Below are 3,202 nucleotides of genomic sequence, written 5' to 3'. Positions count from 1 at the left end.
CCCACTACAAAAACGACATCATAATCTTTTATTATATTTTCTAATATAATTTGTAATTTTTTATCATAATCAAAAAAATGTTTCGCAAAGGCATTTTTTACATAATTACTTGCTTTTCCTTTACAACTATTTTTAAAAAAACTAAAAAAAGCAAGTAGTTTTAAAGAAAGATTTTTCTGAAACAAGAGTTCTTTTACAGAAAAAACTGTTAAATTTTTATTGAAATCGAAAACCTGTGAATTTCTAGTTATTGCCCCTGTACTACATATTGTTACATCATATCTTGATACTAACACCGAGGCAATAAAACCACTTTCAAGTTCCCGACCACCAAAATCACCTATTGGCCCAAATAAAAGTATTTTTTTTGACGAATTCATTTTATAATTACTTAATCAAATTTCTTTTAAGATCCTTGTACATCGAAAAACCAACTTTGGCTCTAAAACCAAAACACAAACAATTATAAATAACCTCGATAATTTTGTATTTATTGATTTCTTTAGAATACCGAATTAAATTTAGATAAGCTTTGTAAAAGTATAAATCTATTTGAGCTCCACTTAATACCAATAAATTTTTATGAATTATTTTCCAACTATGCATCAATTTATCAAACTCTTCTTTAGATCGGATAGAACTTGTATTAGAATTATGAATTCTATAGCCCGCTAAAACTTCCGGTATCATAATAATTTCAGGAGATTTTTTTAGAATCTCAGACAAAAAAACGGCATCGTCATTCGGACTGTCTATCCATTTCAAACCATTTAATAATTCCCTCGAAACCAACCAAGAAGCTGTCGCAATAAAACCTCCTGACTGACCTAATTTTTGTACCAATTCTCGAGAACTTGTTTGGGTTTTGCTAAATAAATAGTCAAAAAGAAAAGTATATTCTTCGTCAATACTTTTTGTAAATTTCTTCCATTTGCAAATAGAAAGTCTATATATATTATTAACTTCACTCAATTGCCTTGCTATTTTATTTGGAAACAAATAATCATCATAGTCTAAAAATTGAATCCAAATTCCTTTGGAAACGGCTAAAGCCTCGTTTCTAGCATTATGACGTCCTTTGTCGGTTTTAATGAAAACCAATCTTGCATCTTGTATATTCAGGTAATTTTGACATTCTTTTATTTCTAAAGTTCCATTACATGCCAAAATAATTTCAATGTTTTTGTGGGTTTGATCTAAAGCACTTTGCACACAACTTTTAAAATAATCATGCATTTGATGTACTGGAATAATTATAGAAACTAACATATAATTTATTTAAAAAAATTCATTACTTTCTTCGCGAAGAATAATAAATAAAACTGCTTAAGTATCGTTTTAATCTTTAAGCCTACTTTAAAACTGTTTGATTCTTTAATACTTCTATATTTTTTTTCAAAATTATTTGTCTTTTCTAAAGCATCTTTAAGCCTAATCAATAATAATTCATTAAACTCTTCTTTAGAAACTATTTTATCTATATGAGGCAATACGTCAATCAAACTTTTAGTCATAAACTCTCTACTATAGGTCATACTTCCTGCATGCGTTCTGTAGTAAACAAGAGGTTTGTCTATAAATAAAAGTTCTGGTTTTTTTTTAAAAACTTCCAACCACATTAACCAATCTTCTTTAGCCCTTATCTCTTCTGAAAACTTGAAATTTTTAAGCAAACTTACCTCAAAAAGACCACAATGAATAGGAATACTAAATTTAGAATCCCAACCCAAAAGCAATTCTTTAAAATTCAAATAATCATACTTTATCTCACAAAAAGGATCTATAGAATTTTTACTATTAACCGAAAAAATCCTAAAATTAGTTATTATAATTTTTCCTTGTTCAGTATTTCTTCTATTAGCTTCTAATAATGACAACTCAAATTTATTTGAATCCAAAACGTCATCTGAATCCAAAAATTGAATATACTCTCCTTTCGCTACGTTCAAGCCAAAATTTCTGGCACTACTCAATCCGCCATTTTTTTTATAAACATATTGAAAACGAGAATCTTTATCTAGCCATTTTTGAACAATCTCGTCTGTTTGGTCTGGACTACCATCATTAACAATTATACATTCCCATTTTTCATATGTCTGATTCAAAACAGATTGCAAGCATTCATCAAGATATTGAGCTTGGTTGTAACAGGGAACGATGATGGAGACTATGGGATTATTCATAAAACAATTCTCTATATCTGGCATTAAAATTTTCTATATCAAAATTTTTCACAGCATGCTCCCTTGCGTTTAAAGACATACAAACATACAACTCTTTAGTAATAATCAGTTTTTTAATCTTTTCGGTTGCAAAGTTCAAAAACTCATCCTCATGAACAGAGCCTAAAAAACCATTCTTATCATCAATTAAATGCTCAGAAATACTTCCTACATTTGTAGTTAACACTGGAATTCCTAACTCCATGGCTTCCATGATTACTAAAGGAAAACCTTCACGTCTAGAAGAAACAATTAAAAGCGAAATATCTAAAAATTGCTCTCGAATCGACTCTTTATTATTACAATTTTCAAAGTAAGTAACTTCAGGAAAATCTTTTTTATATTTTTCAAAACTGTCGCCAACAACCTTAGCTTTTATCTTAAGTTTTTTTACTATTTCGAAAAATAATTCAGGTCGCTTTTCAGGTGAGTTTCTACCAACGAACCCAATAGTAAAATTTTCAAATCGAGAATCAATTCTACTCCTATCAAAATCATTTATTTCAATTCCATTTGGTATAACTATAAATCGATCTAATAATGCCTGATTTACATTGTTTTCAAGATACAATTGCTTATATTCCTCATATGTTTTAATATTGATAACTATCCTTTTATCCAATAAATTCACATACGGTAAAGAAGAAACTTCAATGCCATGCTCTGGAAATGAAAAAGCATGGGTTAAATCAATCGCTTTAACCTTTTTCTTTAATCTTAAAACAAAATTATAAAATAGACTACTATTACAACCAAAAAGAATTACAGGAAAAATAAAACCAATAAACTGAAGAAATTTAAACGCATACTTTCTTCTTTTGGAACTTGTTATTAAAAAACAATATGCATTCTTTGCAAACTCGTCAGAAATTTGATTAGTATTAGAATAGTCAAAAAAAACAATTGGTTTATACGGTAATGCTTTAATAATATTGAGATGTACGCGTTCTGCACCACCAATATGATGATGAGGAATAAAG

General features: G+C 28.5%; 4 protein-coding genes. All 4 read right to left on the bottom strand.

Going from position 1 to position 3,202, the window contains the following annotated elements:
• Nucleotides 1-380: hypothetical protein (locus tag B0E44_RS00200; RefSeq protein ID WP_131828079.1), on the bottom strand; the 380-nt coding region annotated here is incomplete at its 3' end.
• 7 nt (nucleotides 381-387) lie between these two features.
• A complete protein-coding gene (locus tag B0E44_RS00195; protein ID WP_077370189.1) occupies nucleotides 388-1,269 on the bottom strand; it encodes a glycosyltransferase family 2 protein in 882 nt (293 codons plus the stop codon).
• Between the two features lie 5 nt (nucleotides 1,270-1,274).
• Entirely contained in the window at nucleotides 1,275-2,183 is a 909-nt protein-coding gene (locus B0E44_RS00190; RefSeq protein ID WP_077370190.1) for a glycosyltransferase family 2 protein, read from the bottom strand.
• Nucleotides 2,176-3,202: glycosyltransferase family 4 protein (locus B0E44_RS00185; RefSeq protein ID WP_077370188.1), on the bottom strand; the 1,027-nt coding region annotated here is incomplete at its 5' end. The genes B0E44_RS00190 and B0E44_RS00185, both read right to left, overlap by 8 nt.

This window comes from Flavobacterium sp. A45, assembly GCF_002001005.1.
In the GTDB taxonomy this organism is placed as follows: domain Bacteria; phylum Bacteroidota; class Bacteroidia; order Flavobacteriales; family Flavobacteriaceae; genus Flavobacterium.
This window is presented reverse-complemented; position numbering and strand designations above follow the sequence as displayed.

Coding starts and splice junctions, on each gene's coding strand:
- B0E44_RS00195 (WP_077370189.1), bottom strand. CDS start 1,269: ATGTTAGTTTCTATAATTATTCCAGTACATCAAATGCATGATTATTTT.
- B0E44_RS00190 (WP_077370190.1), bottom strand. CDS start 2,183: ATGAATAATCCCATAGTCTCCATCATCGTTCCCTGTTACAACCAAGCT.